Raw genomic sequence first — 14,732 nt, 5'->3', positions numbered from 1 at the left:
CCCCGCCACGAACACGCGAGCCGAGTCGGTGAGAGCACACAGCTGCGGGTCCGGATCGGACGCGGCGATCCAGACGGCACTTCCCCGCTCCACGACCAGGGTGGACTCACCCGAGGAGACCTGTACCCGACCGTCGACACACAGGACGATGCGCGGCGCGGCGTCACCGTCGTGCGCGAGCGTCCACGGCTCACCGTCGCTGGACGCCGCGGACAATTCGACACCGACGAGTGCGAACTCCGGTGCCGGCGTGGGATAGCGCACCACGTGCGGACGGCTGGTGTCGGCGACGAGGACCGGTGAGTCGAGCGGCTCGAAGTCGAGCACCCGCAACAGTTCCGGGACGTCGACGTGCTTGGGCGTGAGTCCCCCACGCAACACGTTGTCCGAGTTGGCCATGATCTCCACCGCGGTTCCGCGCAGGTACGCGTGGAGGTTTCCGGCGTCCAGGTACAGAGCTTCGCCCGGCTGCAGCGTGACCCGGTTGAGCAGCAACGCCGCGAGCACGCCCGCATCGCCGGGGTAGTACTCCCCCAGTTCCAGTGCGGTGCGCAGTTCCGGCACGAAGGTGCGGTCCCCGGTCTGCTCGGCACGTTCGAGGGCGCGGACGCACGCGTCCAGCACCGCCGGCAGCACGGAGTCCAACGCCCGCTGCGGCAGAGTGATCCACGAGGTGAAGAGGGTGCGCAGGCCGCTCGAATCCGGTTGCGCGGCAAGCATCTCGGTGTAGGGACGCAGCTCGTCCGCATCGATCCGACCGAACAGCTCCACCGTCTCGGCGGGACTACGGAACCCGGCGAGCGCGTCGAACTCCGTCAAGGCGACCACGAGCTCGGGCTTGTGGCTGGCGTCCTTGTAGTTCCGGACGGAGGCGTCGAGGGGCACGCCCGCGGCGTTCTCCCGTCGGAAACCCTCGCGCGCCTGGTCCGAGGACGGATGAGCCTGCAGCGACAGCGGCTCCTCGGCCGCCAGGAACTTCACGAGGAACGGCAGGCGCGGACCGTGCCGCTCCACCACACCGGTTCCGAGCAGTCCGGTCGGGTCGGAGTCGATGGCCTCGAGCAGCGAGACCCGACCGCGCGGCGTGACGAGATGCGCCGGGTCGCCCGGATGAGCACCGAACCACAACTCCGCCTCGGGATGCCGGGTGGGTGCGGGCACGCCGCGCAGTTCGGCGAGAGCCGTGCGCGAACCCCACGCGTAGGACCGTGCTGTTCCGTCGAGGAGATTCACCGACCACCACCTGCCGTCGTCATCGCTGCGAACCCGGACACGGCTGGGGTCACTCCCTGCCTCCCGAGGCCTGAGAATTCGAGAGTTGGAGATAGGCCGCCGCGGCCTCGATCCGCACCGCCAGGACGAGCGCCCTGCGCAGCGACGCCCCGACCGGCGTCGTGGGACCGGGCACCGCGGCGGGCGCGGGCGCCTCCAGATCCGTGCGGGGACCACCGTCGTCGTCGGCGCGCACCACGTCGACCTCACCCAGGACGGCCACCCGCCGGCGGACCAGACTGTCGTCGGGGTCGGTCGACACGGTGAACACCCGAACGGGATCGGCCGGGGGTGGACCGTCGAGTTGGTCGTCGTGGAACAGCGGGTCGTAGTCGACACCGCCGCTCTCGGCGGAGTCCCCACCGATCGCGCCGAGGTCGTGGATCACACCGACGGCATCGGAGAGTTCGGTGGCCGCCGCCACGACGCCCGCGGCACGCAGCAGGGACGCGGCTCCGTGCCGGGCCACCTCGGTCGCCACCACGCCGTCACCGGTCATGAGGACCCGACGACCCGCCATTCGGGACGCCAGACCTTTCGCGGGATTCTGGAACACCTCGACGGACGCGTGGTGTCGCATGGCCTCCGCGTCCACCGCATCGGCCACCGCGTCGAGGTCACCGACCGACGACGCCGGGTCCACCGCAGCGAGTACCGCGGCCATCACCGCGACGTGCCGGGCGTAGGAGTTGCGATCGAGGACACGGACTCGCGGCGGGAAGGACACCACCCGGCCGGCACCGGCGTCCGCGACAGGACCCTCGTCCGGTACGGCCACCACGACCTCGGCGCGCCGACGTACCCCGGCGGCGACGGACTCCGCGATGGCCGGATCGCCGGCGTCGTCGCCGGCCACGACCACGACGTCCAGGGGTCCGACCCACGGCGGGGTCGCGGGGAGCGAGACGACCGGCACGCCGGCGGTCGGAGCGAGGACCGCGGCGACCAGCGCCGACGCCCTCCGGGCGGGACCGGACGCGGCGACGAGCACGACACTGCGGGGACGCAGACCGTCCAGCGGCGCCAGCAGGCCCTCGCGGACGGCGGACGCGGTGGCGCGGATCTGTGCGCCGGCCAGCGCGGCGGAGTGCAGTGCGCCCAACGAGTCCGCAGCCAGTATCGCGCTCGCGTCGTCGAGATCGACGTACGCCGAAGGAGCAGTCATGGGCACCTCACCCGCCTCTCTCGTTCCGTATCCCCCACTATGTCAGTCCGCAACCGTCACGCGCGGACGATGCTCAGGATCTCCGTCGTCAGGCGGTCCACGTCCTCGGGGGTGCGTGCCTCGACATTGAGTCGGAGCAGGGGCTCGGTGTTGGAGGCGCGGAGGTTGAACCACGCGCTGTCACCGAGATCGACCGTCACACCGTCCAGTTCGTCGGTGGAGACGGTGCGATCGGCAAACGCCGCGACCACCGCGGCGGTGCGCTCACGAGCGTCGGCCACCGTCGAGTTGATCTCGCCCGATGCCGCGTACACCTCGTACTTGCGCATCAGGGCGGACAACGGCTCGTCCTGTGTCCCGAGCGCGGCGAGCACGTGCAGCGCTGCGAGCATGCCCGAATCGGCGCCCCAGAAGTCGCGGAAGTAGTAGTGCGCCGAGTGCTCGCCGCCGAACACCGCGCCGGTCTCGGCCATCAGTGCCTTGATGAACGAGTGGCCGACCCGGGTGCGCACGGCGGTACCGCCGAGCAGCTCCACCAACTCGGGCACCGACCGTGAGGTGATGAGGTTGTGGATGATGGTCGAGGAGGGGTGCTTGCCCAGCTCCCGCTCGGCCACCAGCGCGGTGATCGCGGACGGTGAGACGGGCTCGCCGCGCTCGTCCACCACGAAGCAGCGGTCCGCGTCGCCGTCGAACGCGAGGCCGATGTCCGCGCCCGTCTCGGTGACGAACTTCTGCAGATCGACGAGGTTCGCCGGCTCCAGCGGGTTCGCCTCGTGGTTGGGGAACGTGCCGTCGAGTTCGAAGTACAGGGGGTGCACGGTCACCGACGTCGGGTCCAGGACCGCGGGCACCGTGTGCCCGCCCATGCCGTTGCCGGCGTCCACCGCGACCGACAGCGGACGGATGTCGCTGATGTCCACGAGGTCGCGCACGAACGTGGCGTAGTCCGCGAGCACGTCCTGCTCGCTGATCGTGCCCGGCGCACCGTCGAACGTCGGGACGCCGTCGATGATCTCGGCAGAGATGGTGGCGAGTCCCGAGTCCTGGCCGACGGGCTTCGCGCCGGCCCGGCACAGCTTGATCCCGTTGTACTTCGCCGGGTTGTGGCTGGCGGTGAACATCGCACCGGGGCAGTCGAGCCGACCGGAGGCGAAGTAGAGCTGGTCGGTCGACGCGAGACCGATGAGAACGACGTCGAGACCCTGTGAGGTCACCCCTCGCGCGAAGGCGGCCGACAGTGCGGGAGACGAGTCGCGCATGTCGTGCCCGACCACGACGCGCTGCGAGACGCCCTCGCCGCGTACGAGTCTCGCGAAGGCGGCCCCCACGTCGGCGACGAAGTCCTCGTCGATCTGCTCTCCGACGACACCGCGCACGTCGTACGCCTTGATGACGCTGTGAACCAGGTCAGCTGGTCGGGCCACTGCACACTCCTGCATCTGGGACGAACCGGACGGATCACGCACGACGACTAGTCGGCGAGACCATGCTGGGAGCCTAGTGCCCGGGGGCGACGCGCGAGCAGTCCTGCAGCCCGACGCCGCGCGCAGGAACAGTCGTTCAGCTGGTGGGGTCGGGAAGAACGCGCAGATGTCCGCGTCGACCCGTGCGTGTCGGCGCGGCGGCCGGTACGTCGGCGGAGGTGCGCGTGTCGAACGACGAACCACGTCGACCGAGGGACGGAGCGGGACGCTCACGCGCACCGGCCTCGCGGACGGCCTCGGCGAGTGCGGTCAGATCGTCGTCGTCGGGGCTGGACGTGGAGAACCCACCCTCGTAGCGCACCATCTCCCACCCCTTGGGGGCGGTGATCGACGAACCGTGCACCTCGCACAGATCCCAGGAATGGGGCTCGTCCACGGTGGCGAGAGGTCCGACGACGGCGGTCGAGTCGGAGTACACGTACGTCAACGTCGCGACGGCCGGTCTCTTGCATCCCGGTCGGCAGCATCCCCGCACAGCTCTCACAGGTCGAACCCTAGCGCGTGTCCTCCGGCGTGCCTCGCAGGACACGGTCGTAGCATGGGCGCGTGTCGTTCACCGGATCCTCTCAACCCCGCGGCCGCGCCGGCGGCCGTCCCGGACGGGAACATCGGGCGTCCAGCTCGCGGTCCGCGGCGCGGCGGGGTCGCGGAATGCGCGGCACCCTGTTCCCCGACACGGTGCCCGCACGCAGGTCTCGCGCCGAGAAGTTCGATGCGGCGGTGCTGGACGCGTTCGCCGAGATCGACCGCAAGTGGCACGACCGGCTGACGAAACTGGACATCGCCGTCGACGACGTGCCGAAGATCCGTGCGGTGGACCCGGAATCGGTGAACTGGCCACCCGAGGTCGTGGCCGAGGGCCCGGTGCCGTTGTCGAGACTCGTTCCGGCGGGAGTGGACACGCGCGGAGCGACGACGCGGGCTCGGATCGTGCTGTTCCGTCGGCCCCTCGAGCGGAGAGCACACGACTCGCTGGAGCTGACGGACCTGGTGCACGACGTGTTGGTGGAGCAGGTGGCGACCTACCTGGGGGTCACGCCCGAGGTGGTCGACCCCGACACCGAGGACGACTGACACCCCGGCGCCTGCAGCGCGTCGTTCGGCGGCTGCGGTGACGCGACGCGTCAGATGATGCCGCGCTTGAGGCGGCGACGTTCGCGCTCGGACAGCCCACCCCAGATGCCGAACCGCTCGTCGTGCGCCAAGGCGTACTCGAGGCAGTCGTCCTTCACCTCGCACCCGAGGCAGATGCGCTTGGCCTCGCGCGTCGAGCCGCCCTTCTCCGGGAAGAACGCCTCGGGATCGGTCTGAGCGCACAGAGCGCGCTCCTGCCACTGATCCTCGAGCGGATCCATGTCGCCCGGCACCAGACTCAGATGCAGTGCGGGCGCAGGCATTCCGAGACTCGTGAGCGGCGGGTCGACGTCGTCGACCGAGACGTCCTCCGGGTCGATCCCGTCCACGGGGTCCGCCGGGGCGTCCTCCGTCACGGCATCCACGTGCAGTACGTCGTCGAGTTCCCCGACGGGGGACTCCTGTCGACCGAGGTCGTGGTGTTGTTCCGGCATCACGTCCGCCTCCTCACCTGTTCGAGCGCAGTTGTTGTCGGTCACTTGTGTCGATGATCGACCGCGAAGCCGGATCGAAGAGCGAAGCCTCGTGTCACCATGGGACGTGACGCTGCGGAACGCAGCGCGCGAACTCGTGTCGACTCATGGGAACACGTGTTCGAACGGTGGTTCGCTACAAGCGATTCCGCTGTTCGAACCGTTAATGACATGACTGTGATTAGACACGCCGCGGTGTGTCGCGGTCAAGCGGACCGCTCGATTTGCAATACCATCCGATCTCCGGTTTTCCCGGAAGGCGAGACTTCCCCGGTGTTTCGCGTCGGACACGCCGTGATTCGCGCCCACCGGCCCGATCGCGCCGACGGCGACCGCCTAGGGTCGAGGGTCATGAAGGTGACTGTGGTGGTGGGCGGCGTCGGTGGCGCGCGGTTCCTCCAGGGGGTTCGAGAACTGCTGGGGCCGGACGGCGACGTCACGGCCGTGGTGAACGTCGGCGACGACGTCTGGATGCACGGCCTGCGCATCACACCCGACCTCGACACCTGCATGTACACGCTCGGCGACGGCATCGACACCGAGCGCGGCTGGGGTCGACGCGACGAGACGTGGAGCGTCAAGGAGGAACTCGCGGCGTACGGGGCCCACCCGGACTGGTTCGGGCTCGGGGACCGCGACATCGCGACGCATCTGATCCGGACGCGCATGCTCCGCACCGGGTACCCGCTGTCCGCAGTCGTGGAGGCCCTGTGCGACAGGTGGTCTCCGGGTGTCCGCCTGCTGCCCGTCACGGACGACCGCAGCGAGACCCACGTGGTGATCACCGATCCCGACGACGGCACCGACAAGGCCGTTCATTTCCAGGAGTGGTGGGTGCGCTACCGCGCTGCTGTGACGACTCACAGTTTCGCGTACGTCGGAGCGGACAAGGCGACCCCGGCGGACGGCGTCGTCGAGGCGATCGAGACCGCGGACGCGGTACTGCTCGCACCGTCCAACCCGGTGGTCAGCATCGGCGCCGTCCTGGCGGTGCCCGGCATCCGCTCCGCACTGCGCACCACACCCGCGAAGGTCGTCGGGCTCTCCCCCGTCATCGACGGCAAGCCGTTGCGCGGCATGGCCGACGAGTGCCTGTCCGTCATCGATGTGGAGACGACGGCCGAGGCCATCGGCCGCCACTACGGCGCCCGCTCGGCGGCCGGCATCCTCGACGCCTGGCTGATCCACGAGACCGACACCGCCGACGTTCCCGGCGTGGACGTGCGCGCGGTACCTCTGCTCATGACCGAGCCCGCGGTGACCGCACGGATGGCGCGCGCCGCGCTCGAGGCAGCGGGCGTCCTGTGACCCGATCCGACGGTCCCGGCGATCATGCACCGGGCGGTTCGATCGAGGTGATTCCCGTCGCGGGACTCCCCGAGTTCCGGCCGGGCGACGACCTGGTGGCAGCAGTCGTCACGGCAGCACCGTGGCTCGCCGACGGCGACGTCCTGGTGGTCACGAGCAAGATCGTCTCCAAGGTCGAGGGACGCCTGGTGACCGCGCCGACCGACCCGGAGGCGCGGGACTCACTGCGCCGCATCCTCGTCGAGCAGGAGGCCGTGCGCGTACTCGCCCAGCGCGGTCGCACGCTCATCACCGAGAACCGCCTCGGCATCGTGCAGGCCGCGTCCGGCATCGACGGATCCAACGTGTCGACGGACGAGTTGGCCCTGCTCCCCGAGGATCCCGACGCGTCCGCCCGGGCACTGCGCGACGGTGTACGCCGTTCGCTGGGCGTGGCCGTCGCCGTCGTCGTCACCGACACGATGGGCCGCGCGTGGCGGAACGGCCAGACGGACAACGCGATCGGATCGGCCGGGTTGCCCGTCCTGCACGCGTACGCCGGTGGTCGCGACGCGCAGGGCAACGAGCTGATGGTCACCGAGGTCGCGCTCGCGGACGAGCTGGCATCCGCTGGGGATCTGGTGAAGGGCAAGCTCGGCTCGGTTCCCGTCGCCGTGGTCCGGGGTCTGCACTACGCCGACGACGGCTCCTCCGCCCGCGATCTGGTGCGTCCGGGCGAGGACGACCTCTTCTGGTTGGGAACGCAGGAGGCGCTGCGACGAGGTGCACTCGGCGCGGTACCCGCCCGTCGCTCGGTACGCGAGTTCGACTCGGCCCCGGTCGATCCCGCTGTCGTCGAGGCCGCCGTGGCGGACGCCGTCACCGCGCCGGCTCCCCATCACTCCCACCCGATGCGCTACGTCGCCGTCCGGACGCCGGCGGTGCGCACCGCACTGCTCGATGCGATGGCAACGCGGTGGCGCGCCGATCTCGAGCGAGACGGACGGACCGTGGACTCGATCGAAGCCCGTCTGGCACGCGGTGATCTGCTGCGCACCGCGCCGGAACTGATTCTGGCGTTCGCGGTGCTCGACGAGGCGCACGACTATCCGGACGCGGAACGGCAGTCCGCGGAGACCGTCATGTTCACGGTGGCGGCGGGCGCGTCGGTGCAGGCGTTCCTGGTGTCCCTCGCGGCGCGCGGCCTCGGCAGTTGCTGGGTCGGGTCGACCATCTTCGCCGCCGACACCGTGCGCGAGACGCTCGATCTGCCCGCCGACTGGCATCCCGTCGGGGCCGTCGCCGTCGGGCACCCGCTCACTCCCCCGTCGCCCCGCGCCTCGACGCCGCCCGGCTCCGCGTTCCGAGAACTGTGAGGAACCGTCCGTGAGCGCCGAGAGCCTCCACGAGTCCGCGAGAGAACTGCTCCGTTCCTGGTCGACCACCGAGCCGCACGACGACTCGATGCGCCACACGATGCTGGCGTTCCTCGACAGTGCGCCGCGTGGCTGTCTCCGTGAGAACGTGGCCGGTCACGTCACCGCGTCGGCGCTGGTGCTCGATCGGAGTGGGTGCCACGTGCTCCTGACGCTGCACCCGCGGGTCGGACGATGGCTCCAGCTGGGCGGACACTGCGAGGTCGACGACGAGACCGTCCGGGACGCGGCACTCCGCGAGGCGCGTGAGGAGAGCGGCATCGACGACCTGGTTCTCGAGCCGGAGCTGCTCTCCGTTCACACGCACCCGATCACGTGTTCGCTCGGCGAGCCGACGCGCCACCTCGACCTGCGCTTCGTCGTACGCGCCGCGGACGGTGCACACATCGTCCGCAGCGCGGAGTCGAACGACCTGCGGTGGTGGCCCGTCGACGACCTCCCCGACGGGGAGGCGGGCGCCGAACGAGACGCGTTGCAGGACATGATCTCCCGCGCGGCGGCTCGCTGAGCCTCGGGCGCCCTGGATTCTCGGACGCCCTGGATTCTCGGGCGCCCTGGATTCTCGGACGCCCTGGATCCTCAGACGTCGGTCGAGAAGCGCACTCCACCGTCGGGCAGCGTCACTCCGGGCCACACCCGGGCGCCGCGGAGCAGCTCGCACCGCGCGCCGATGTTGGCTCCGTCGCCGATGACGGCGTCGCGCACGAGTGCCCGCGGTCCGATGCGCGCACCGAATCCGAGGATCGATCGTTCGACCACCGCGCCGGCCTCGACCACGGCACCGTCGAAGAGGACGGCACCGTCGAGACGGGCGCCCGCTCCCACCTCGGCGCCGCGTCCGACGACCGTGCCGCCGATCAGCAGCGCGCCGGGCGCGACGCCCGCGCCGGGATGGACCAGCGACTCGCCCCGCGTCCCCGTCAGCGCAGGCGACGGTGCGATTCCGCGCACGAGGTCGGCGGAGCCCTTCACGAAGTCCTCCGGCGTACCCATGTCGCGCCAGTAGGCGGCGTCGACGTGTCCGAAGACTCGCTTGTCCTCGGCCAGCAGTGCGGGGAACACCTCACGCTCGACGGACACCGGACGATCGGACGGGATCTTCTCGATGATCTCCCGCTTGAACACGTAGCAGCCGGCGTTGATCTGGTCCGTCGGCGGATCCTGGGTCTTCTCGAGAAACGCGGTGACGCGGCCGGACTCGTCGGTGGGCACGCAGCCGAACGCGCGCGGGTCACCGACGCGGACGAGGTGCAGGGTGACGTCCGCCTCGGTGGTGCGGTGCGTGTCGAGCACGCCGCGCAGATCGGTACCGCCCAGCACGTCACCGTTGAAGACCATGACGTTGTCGGCGCGGAGCCGGGGCAGGACGTTGCGGATGCCACCGCCGGTTCCCATCGGCTCCTCCTCGAACACGTACTCGAGCTCGAGGCCGAGTGCGCTGCCGTCACCGAAGTGCTGCTCGAACACCTCCGACTTGAAGGACGTGCCGAGCACCACGTGATCGATCCCGGCATCCTTGATGCGCGCCAGGAGATGGGTGAGGAACGGCAGACCTGCCGTGGGCAGCATCGGTTTGGGGGCGGAGAGCGTGAGCGGACGCAGTCGCGTGCCCTTTCCTCCGACCAGAACTACGGCATCGGTCGCCGGAGCAGTCATCGCGTATCGCCTTTCTCAGAAACTTCTCACGTGCTCGAACCTGACCCGACCGTGTCGTCGCGTTGCCGCAGTGCAGCAGTTACGACCACCCTGGACCGCAACGCCAGTCCGGCGCGCAACGTCCACCGGAGAGGAGCTTGCCATCTCCGCGGGTGTCTATCAGCTTGGAAGCGGTAGGCGCTGCAGTGGTGCGCCGGCAACATCGACTCCGGATGACGCCCCGCGGCATGACCTTTGGCGTGCGTCACGACGGCCGTGGGCACGTAGATGTTGGTCCAGCCCGCTCGTCCGAGGCGATCTCCGAGATCGACGTCCTCCATGTACATGAAATACCGGGAATCGAACCCGTCCACCGAGTCGAACGCGGCACGGCGCAGCAACAGACACGAGCCGGACAGCCACCCGACCGACCGCTCGCTGACCTCGTCGTTGTCCTGCCGGTAGCGCTGCGTCCACGGATTCGACGGCCACACCGAACCGAGCAGTGCGTGCAGCGACCCGGACGTGAGATCGGGAACGCGGCGGGCTGACGGGTAGCGCGAACCGTCCGGCTCGAGGATGAGGGGCCCGAGCGACCCGGCCCGCGGATGCCGTTCGGCGGCCGCCAGCAGCTCGTCGATCGACCCGGGGCCGAACTGGACGTCGGGATTGACGACCATGACGAACTCGGTGGCCGGATCCACCTCGGCGACAGCGCGATTGGCGGCGCCGCCGTAGCCGATGTTCGCTCCGGTGCGCAGCAGTCGGACGTGGTCGTATGCGGCCTCGGCCGCCTCGGGCGCGCCGTCGGTGGACCCGTTGTCCGCGAGAATCACCGACACCGGCCGCGTCGTCGCATCCCGCAGGGACTCGAGGAATGCGTCGAGGTGCTCGCCGGGCGAATAGGTCACCGTCACGACGGCCAGGGGGGCACTCACGCCGGTCACCCTACTGGGCGGCTCCGGGCGGGTCCGCGACCGCCCGAGCCGCCAGCGCGGCCGTCAGCGCGTCGCGCCAGGGCCGCAGCGGGGTCAGCCCGGCACCCTTCCAGGCCGCGGGCGAGAGCACCGAGTAGGCGGGACGCGGCGCCGGCCGCACGTAGCGATCACTGCCGCACGGGTGAACACGGTCGGGATCGGCGCCCACGGTCTCGAAGGTCGCCCGAGCGAGGTCGAACCAGGACGCCGTCCCGGCGTTGGTGGCGTGCAGGATCTGCGGCAGCGCTCGCGGCGACGTCGCCGCCTCGAGGAGCGCGTCCGCGAGATCACCCGAGTACGTCGGCGAACCCACCTGGTCGTTCACGACGTCGAGGGTCTCCCGCTCGGCCTCGAGCCGGAGCATCGTGGCGACGAAGTCGGAGCCGGTGCCGGTGTAGACCCACGCGGTCCGCACGATCGTCGCGGACGGCAACGCCTCCAGGACGGCCCGTTCCCCCGCCAGCTTGGTGCGCCCGTAGGCGGTCGCCGGCGCGGTGGGATCGTCGGGTTCGTACGGGGTCCGCGCGTCTCCGGCGAACACGTAGTCGGTCGAGACGTGCACGAGACCTGCACCGACCTCGGCGCACCGCTCGGCGAGCAGGCGCGGTCCCACCTCGTTCAGCAGTGCGGCGCGGTCCTCCTCGGTCTCCGCCGCGTCGACCGCCGTGTGCGCTGCGCAGTTGATCACCACGGTGCCCGGCACCACGGCGGCGGCGATCGACTCCGGATCCGTGATGTCGAGGTCGGCCGATCCGAAGCCGAGCGCGCGGGCCCCGCGGTACCCGTCCCGCGCGCGGTCGACGAGTCGGCGACCGAGCTGACCTCCGGCTCCGGTCACCACGATCGTCCTGTCCGAACTCTGCTCTGCGTCGGTGGTCACAGCGACAGAGTGTGGCACGCCGTGGCGGGTTGCGCGGAGCACGGCGACCCTGCCGTTAGCCTGGGGATCGTGACGGATTCTGTGACGGGCCCCGGGACACCGCGCGATCCGTACAGACCTCGGACACAGCGCGGTGCGCAGCGGCGACCCGATTCTCGCGAGTCGGAACCGGGTGCGCGGCGCGCCTCCACCCGCTCCGACCGGGGGCGTCGACCTCCGACCAGCCACCGCCCCTCGCGGACACCGGGGCACTCCAACGCCGGCCGGATAGCCGTCGCTCTGTTCTCCGCCGGCGCGTTGCTGGTGACGGGTGTGGCATGGCAGAGCATCGACTCGCTGCGCAGCAACCTCGCGACGGTGTCGAACCTCGATCTCGGCGACGGGGCCGACGGTGCGGTCGACATCCTGCTCGTGGGCACCGACAGCAGGACCGACGCGCACGGCAACGCGCTCTCGCAGAACGAGCTCGACTCGCTCCGCGCCGGCGACGAGGTGGCCAACAACACCGACACCATCATTCTGATCCGCGTTCCCAACGACGGATCGTCCGCGTCGGCGATCTCCATCCCGCGCGACGCGTACGTGAACGTGCCCGGCATCGGCGACAGCAAGATCAACGCCGCGTACGGAGCCACCAAGGAGGAGAAGCGCCTCGAACTCGTCGAGAGCGGGGTGCCCGACGCCGAAGCCGACAGCGAGTCGACGCTCGCGGGCCGCAAGGCGCTCATCGACTCCGTCGCGGGCCTCACCGGCGTGACGGTCGATCACTACGCCGAGGTCGGGCTGCTCGGCTTCGTCCTGCTCACCGATGCCGTCGGCGGCGTCGACGTGTGTCTGAACGCGCCGGTCGACGAGCCCCTCTCCGGCGCGCGCTTCGCGGCCGGGCAGCAGACGCTCTCGGGTGCCGACGCCCTCAGCTTCGTGCGCCAGCGCCACGATCTCCCCCGTGGCGATCTCGACCGCATCGTCCGTCAGCAGGTGTTCATGGCGTCGCTGGTCCGCAAGGTGCTCAGCGCCCGCACGCTCAGCAACCCCGGCACGTTGGGGCAGCTCGGGTCGGCCGTGCAGCGCTCCGTCACCATCGACGACGACTGGGACGTCCTCGACTTCGCCACGAAGTTGCAGGACGTCGCCGGCGGCGCGGTCACCTTCGACACCATTCCCGTCGCGGACATCAACGGCGTCACCGACTACGGCGAGTCGATCGTCGCGGTCGACCCCGTCGAGGTCCAGACGTGGGTGCGAGGCCTCATCGGCGACGCGGCGCCGTCCGAGAGCGTGACGCCGACGCCCACCGTTCCCGACATCGACGCCTCGAGTGTCACCGTGGACGTCGCGAACGACAGCGGCGTCGACGGTCTGGCGTCCTCGGTCTCCGACACTCTGTCGGGCGAGGGCTTCGTTCCGGGCGAGGTCGGCAACAACGAGGGTGCGAGCGTCGACCGGACCACCGTGTACGCCGCGTCGTCGGACGGTGACGCCGCGGCGGCCGTCGCCGCGCGGGTCGGCACCGATCGGACCGAGACCGACGACTCGCTGCCGTCCGGGACCGTGCGCGTCGTGCTGGCCTCCGACTACTCCGCTCCCGCAGCGGCGGGCTCACTTCCGGCCGGTGTCTCGCCCGCAGGCGACACCGCCACCCCGGCTCCCGCGGCCGCGGACCCGATCGACGCCGGGTCCACGGGCCCCCAGTGCGTCAACTGATCGGGCCCGTTCGGAAGAATGTCGTCGATGACCTCAGGTGGCACGACGCTCACGGACGCGCTTCTCGGACCCATCCTCGCGGCGGACGCGGCGGGACCGCGCATCACCTACTACGACGACTCGACCGGTGAGCGCATCGAGTTGTCCGCGCTGACTCTGGCCAACTGGGCCGCGAAGACGGCCAACTTCCTCCGTGACGAGCTCGGTGTGTCGCCCGGCGACGTCGTCAGCGTCGTGCTCCCCGCGCACTGGCAGACAGCCTCGGTGCTGCTCGGCGCGTGGTGGGCCGGCGCCGAGGTGACTCTCCGGCCCGATCCGGACGCGGCGGTCGCACTGGTGACCGCCGCGGGTGTGGAGACCGCCGACGCCGGTGAGGTGGCAGCACTGTCGCTCGACCCGTTCGGTCGGCCCGTCGACGACCTCCCCCTCGGAGTCACCGACTACGCGACGTCGGTTCGCGTGCACGGCGATCAGTTCGTTTCCGTCGGCGCCGGTCCGGCCCTGGAGGGTCGCTCCGTCCAGGACGTTCTGACCGATGCACAGGGCCGCGCCGCAGCGCGCGGACTGTCGGCGACGGACCGGGTTCTCGCGACCGGGTCGTGGGACGACGCCGACGGACTGCTCGACGGTCTCGTCGCGGTGCTCGCGGCCGGCGCGTCACTGGTTCAGGTGACCGCGCTGGACCCGGCGGCACTCGATCGCCGCGTCGCCACGGAGAAGGTCACGACGGTCCTCGAGTGAGATAGCCCCCGTCGCCGAGTCCGGCCTCCACCTCGAAGCGGTTGGCGGCGCCCGGCCGGCGCATCTCCTCCACCAGGTACCGGATCGCGAACGAGAAGCCGTGGCGGGCCCACTGGTCGGCGTGCACGGACTCGTGGCGCAGCATCGCCCGCCGTCGACGGGGATCGACGAGCGCGTGTCCGGTGAGGAACGCTCCGCCGAAACACGTTCCGCCGCGGGCGTATCCGCCTCGCATCGCCTCGCACACGATCAGGTTCGACGACGCGTCGTACGAGATCCGCGAGCGCCACAGACGAGCCCAGGTGAGCGCCGTGGCCGTGACGACGAGCGACTGGATGCTGCCGCGCGACACCCGTCGCAGCGGGCTCGACCCCCGCGGACCGGAGGACGTCACACCGAGCTCCCACCCGACGCCGCCCACACGAGAGCCAGTCCACCGGCGCAGGCCAGGACGGAGGCGATCACGGTGGTCCCCGCGTTCGCCGCGGCCGCCCGGTGCCGACCCTCCTGCACGAGTCGGACCGTCTGCACGCTCGCGGTG

15 protein-coding genes are annotated in these 14,732 nt (G+C 70.6%); 6 read left to right on the top strand and 9 right to left on the bottom strand.

Annotated elements, in window-relative coordinates; all coding sequences use genetic code 11:
* The 4 genes from manA to ASG69_RS14175 all read right to left on the bottom strand — a co-directional run.
* Window positions 1-1,233: mannose-6-phosphate isomerase, class I (manA, locus tag ASG69_RS14190; RefSeq protein WP_056695811.1), on the bottom strand; the 1,233-nt coding region annotated here is incomplete at its 3' end.
* Window positions 1,234-1,282: 49 nt separating this feature from the next.
* Complete coding sequence (locus ASG69_RS14185; protein ID WP_056447774.1) at window positions 1,283-2,437, bottom strand: hypothetical protein; 1,155 nt, start codon at window positions 2,435-2,437, stop codon at window positions 1,283-1,285.
* A gap of 56 nt (window positions 2,438-2,493) precedes the next feature.
* On the bottom strand, window positions 2,494-3,864 hold the full coding sequence (locus ASG69_RS14180) for a phosphomannomutase/phosphoglucomutase (RefSeq protein WP_056448043.1): 1,371 nt from the start codon (window positions 3,862-3,864) through the stop codon (window positions 2,494-2,496).
* 136 nt (window positions 3,865-4,000) lie between these two features.
* Window positions 4,001-4,408 (bottom strand): DUF3499 domain-containing protein, encoded by a 408-nt coding sequence (locus tag ASG69_RS14175; RefSeq protein WP_200933827.1) that lies wholly within the window; start codon window positions 4,406-4,408, stop codon window positions 4,001-4,003.
* Window positions 4,409-4,575: 167 nt separating this feature from the next.
* Between ASG69_RS14175 and ASG69_RS14170 the strand changes: the two genes are divergently transcribed.
* Window positions 4,576-4,998 (top strand): metallopeptidase family protein, encoded by a 423-nt coding sequence (locus ASG69_RS14170; protein ID WP_051613606.1) that lies wholly within the window; start codon window positions 4,576-4,578, stop codon window positions 4,996-4,998.
* Between the two features lie 50 nt (window positions 4,999-5,048).
* Here the strand turns inward: ASG69_RS14170 and ASG69_RS22525 are convergent, their stop codons facing one another.
* Window positions 5,049-5,279 carry a WhiB family transcriptional regulator gene (locus tag ASG69_RS22525; RefSeq protein WP_197027846.1) on the bottom strand — a complete coding sequence of 77 codons (231 nt, stop codon included), beginning with the start codon at window positions 5,277-5,279 and terminating at the stop codon, window positions 5,049-5,051.
* Window positions 5,280-5,882: 603 nt separating this feature from the next.
* Here ASG69_RS22525 and cofD point away from each other — a divergent pair.
* The 3 genes from cofD to ASG69_RS14150 are packed head-to-tail and all read left to right on the top strand — an operon-like array spanning window position 5,883 to window position 8,762.
* Window positions 5,883-6,839 carry a 2-phospho-L-lactate transferase gene (gene cofD, locus ASG69_RS23095; RefSeq protein WP_056447764.1) on the top strand — a complete coding sequence of 319 codons (957 nt, stop codon included), beginning with the start codon at window positions 5,883-5,885 and terminating at the stop codon, window positions 6,837-6,839.
* Window positions 6,836-8,194 (top strand): coenzyme F420-0:L-glutamate ligase, encoded by a 1,359-nt coding sequence (locus tag ASG69_RS14155; RefSeq protein WP_056447761.1) that lies wholly within the window; start codon window positions 6,836-6,838, stop codon window positions 8,192-8,194. Before cofD ends, ASG69_RS14155 begins: the two co-directional genes overlap by 4 nt.
* A gap of 10 nt (window positions 8,195-8,204) precedes the next feature.
* Window positions 8,205-8,762, top strand: a complete 558-nt coding sequence (locus tag ASG69_RS14150) for an NUDIX hydrolase (protein ID WP_056447758.1) — start codon at window positions 8,205-8,207, stop codon at window positions 8,760-8,762.
* A 71-nt stretch (window positions 8,763-8,833) separates the two neighbouring features.
* Here ASG69_RS14150 and ASG69_RS14145 read toward each other — a convergent pair whose 3' ends face one another.
* Genes ASG69_RS14145 through rfbD form a run of 3 tightly spaced genes read right to left on the bottom strand, consistent with a single transcriptional unit; the run spans window position 8,834 to window position 11,746 of the window.
* Window positions 8,834-9,910, bottom strand: coding sequence for a sugar phosphate nucleotidyltransferase (locus tag ASG69_RS14145; protein WP_027506882.1), 1,077 nt, complete (start codon window positions 9,908-9,910; stop codon window positions 8,834-8,836).
* 26 nt (window positions 9,911-9,936) lie between these two features.
* Complete coding sequence (locus tag ASG69_RS14140; protein ID WP_056448040.1) at window positions 9,937-10,827, bottom strand: glycosyltransferase family 2 protein; 891 nt, start codon at window positions 10,825-10,827, stop codon at window positions 9,937-9,939.
* A 10-nt stretch (window positions 10,828-10,837) separates the two neighbouring features.
* On the bottom strand, window positions 10,838-11,746 hold the full coding sequence (gene rfbD / locus ASG69_RS14135; protein ID WP_056447755.1) for a dTDP-4-dehydrorhamnose reductase: 909 nt from the start codon (window positions 11,744-11,746) through the stop codon (window positions 10,838-10,840).
* Between the two features lie 267 nt (window positions 11,747-12,013).
* Between rfbD and ASG69_RS14130 the strand changes: the two genes are divergently transcribed.
* Together ASG69_RS14130 and ASG69_RS14125 are read left to right on the top strand one after the other, a co-directional pair.
* Window positions 12,014-13,450 (top strand): LCP family protein, encoded by a 1,437-nt coding sequence (locus ASG69_RS14130; RefSeq protein WP_027506885.1) that lies wholly within the window; start codon window positions 12,014-12,016, stop codon window positions 13,448-13,450.
* 27 nt (window positions 13,451-13,477) lie between these two features.
* Entirely contained in the window at window positions 13,478-14,191 is a 714-nt protein-coding gene (locus ASG69_RS14125) for a TIGR03089 family protein (protein WP_056448037.1), read from the top strand.
* On the opposite strand, the gene ASG69_RS14120 is transcribed toward ASG69_RS14125, so the two are convergent.
* Complete coding sequence (locus tag ASG69_RS14120) at window positions 14,172-14,585, bottom strand: hypothetical protein (RefSeq protein ID WP_231476447.1); 414 nt, start codon at window positions 14,583-14,585, stop codon at window positions 14,172-14,174. The genes ASG69_RS14125 and ASG69_RS14120 overlap by 20 nt on opposite strands.
* Between the last annotated feature and the right edge of the window lie 147 nt (window positions 14,586-14,732).

The organism is Rhodococcus sp. Leaf225, from assembly GCF_001426145.1.
Lineage (GTDB): Bacteria > Actinomycetota > Actinomycetes > Mycobacteriales > Mycobacteriaceae > Rhodococcoides.
Note: the sequence above shows the minus strand (reverse complement) of the source record. Positions and strands in the feature narration are given on the sequence as shown.